We start from the raw sequence: 1,881 nt of genomic DNA on the forward strand, positions 1-1,881 counted from the left end.
CCAACAGGTAATGGAGAAAACCCAACACCACCAACAGAAGAAGGTGATAATGGTAATGAACCAAAGCAAGATGGAAACAATACTGGATCTGGACAAACTACAACAGATGATCAAAATACAAAAGAAACAACAACTGTAAGTGAAAATAAAGAAGCTGAAAAAGATGAACGTGATTTACCGAAAACAGGTGCAAGTATTGCTTCTACAATTGGAGCTGGTCTTGCGTTTGTTGGAGCGGGATTACTTATGTTATTTAGAAGAAAGAAAGCGAATAGATAGTCAAGAAATATAAAAAGGATTACCGATTTGGTAATCCTTTTTGTTATATTATGAAACTGGTACTGCTTTTTCTTTTTTCCATGAAAGACCGAATCCAGTAAAACCGACAATAATGGTTACGACTGGACAAGCTAAACAGAAGATTGCGTATGGCAGGTAATCGAATGTTGGAACGCTAAGAACATTTGTTAAGAATACGCCACTGACACCCCATGGTACGAGTGGATTAATTACTGTACCAGCATCTTCTAATACTCGTGATAAATTACGACGTTCTAAACCGACTTCATCGTATTTATTAGCAAATGCTTGTCCTGTTAAAACGATGGATAAGTACTGCTCACCAAGTAAGAAGTTTACACCAATTGCAGTTGAAGCAGTAGAAATAATTAAGCGTGTGCTAGTTTTTACGAAGCTAGAGATAATATTCATCAGCTGCGTGATAATACCCATTCCTTGTAATAATCCTCCCATACAAAGAGCTAGGAAAATAAGAGCAATTGACATCATCATACTTTGTAGGCCACCGCGAGATAATAAGCTGTCAATGTCTTTGATACCAGTTTTAGAAACGTAACCGTCTTGCATAATTTTCATTAAATCAGCTAAAGAAGTGCTAGGTTTAAAAATAAAGAGAATAATAATCCCTACCACAATTCCTGCAAGTAATGTTGGAACTGCGGGTACCTTTTTAAATGCGAATAGGAACAGTAATAAAATAGGAATCAGTGTAACGATAGAAATCGTTGCATTTTTTTCTAATGTGTTAATAAATGCTGAGAAATCAACGTTTCCACCAGATCCGCTTCCTAAAATGAAAAATGCGATAAATGCAATAATGAAAGCTGGTACTGTTGTCCAAAGCATGTTACGAATATGTTCAAATAAATCTACACCTGTTACAGCAGGCGCTAAGTTTGTTGTATCAGATAAAGGAGACATTTTATCTCCGAAGAATGCACCAGAAATAATTGCACCAGCAATAAGAGCTGGATCGTATCCAAGGGCAGTACCCATTCCCATAAAAGCAAGTCCTACAGTTGCAGCAGTTGTAAAAGCACTACCGATACTCGTTCCAACAATTGCACAAACAACAAAAACAGTTGGAACGAAAATTTTTGGAGATACAAGCTGGAAGCCGTATACCATTAAAGTTGGAATAGTTCCAGCTGCGATCCAAACGCTAATTAATACGCCTACAAGTAAGAAAATAAATATAGATGGAATACCAGCTGAAATACTACTGATCATACCTTTCTCCATAGTAGACCAAGAGATTTTCTTCAGGAATCCAAATGCTAATAAAAGAACGATACCAAATAAAATTGGGATGTGTGGTGAAACTTCTAATTGAATAACACTAAAACCAATACAGAAAAAGATAAAAATTGTTAAAAGAACAGACTCAATTTTTGAAACCATTGTTTTCCCCTCCTAAGTAATGTAAAATAGCTCTTTTTTATATAAAATTCGCCAATATTGTATATTTCCTTCTAAAATTTAGAATTTTGTGACAAATTACCGGTAATTGTTAGTCCTTCTATATGATACGGAAATGATTGGATAAAAAAACGTCCCTGCATATAATTATGCAGGGACGAA

Annotated in this window: 2 protein-coding genes; one reads left to right on the plus strand and one right to left on the minus strand. The window is 35.5% G+C overall.

Annotated features, from left to right (window positions below; all coding sequences use genetic code 11):
- Window positions 1-279, plus strand: a 279-nt coding sequence (locus MR170_RS30475) for an LPXTG cell wall anchor domain-containing protein (protein ID WP_242310616.1), incomplete at its 5' end; no start/stop codon positions are given.
- Between the two features lie 48 nt (window positions 280-327).
- Here MR170_RS30475 and nhaC read toward each other — a convergent pair.
- Window positions 328-1,701 (minus strand): Na+/H+ antiporter NhaC, encoded by a 1,374-nt coding sequence (gene nhaC, locus MR170_RS30480; RefSeq protein ID WP_242310618.1) that lies wholly within the window; start codon window positions 1,699-1,701, stop codon window positions 328-330.
- Window positions 1,702-1,881 lie beyond the last annotated feature (180 nt).

This window comes from Bacillus cereus group sp. BfR-BA-01524 (assembly GCF_022662595.1).
Taxonomy (GTDB): domain Bacteria; phylum Bacillota; class Bacilli; order Bacillales; family Bacillaceae_G; genus Bacillus_A; species Bacillus_A thuringiensis_S.